This window comes from Gilvimarinus sp. 1_MG-2023 (assembly GCF_030548285.1).
The window spans coordinates 1-261 of record NZ_JAUOSC010001187.1; the positions used below are offsets into that span (position 1 = coordinate 1).

The 261-nt window shown below is 56.3% G+C and carries 1 protein-coding gene; it reads left to right on the forward strand.

The annotated features are described in order from the left end of the window. A partial coding sequence (locus Q4563_RS20610) for a 4-alpha-glucanotransferase (protein WP_303605841.1) occupies positions 1–261 on the forward strand: 261 nt, incomplete at both ends.

Below are 261 nucleotides of genomic sequence, written 5' to 3' on the forward strand. Positions count from 1 at the left end.
GTCTGGAGCTGTTTGACCTGGTGCGTATTGATCATTTCCGCGGTCTGGAAGCCAGCTGGGAAATTGCCGTCAGCGAGCCAACCGCCATGACAGGCAACTGGGTTAAAGCCCCCGGACACGCTCTGCTCTCGGCATTACAAGCCACCCATGACCCACTGCCAGTGATCGCCGAAGATCTCGGAATCATTACCCCGGAAGTGGTGGCGCTGAAAGAGGCCTTTGGTTTGCCCGGCATGTCGGTACTGCAATTCGGTTTTAATG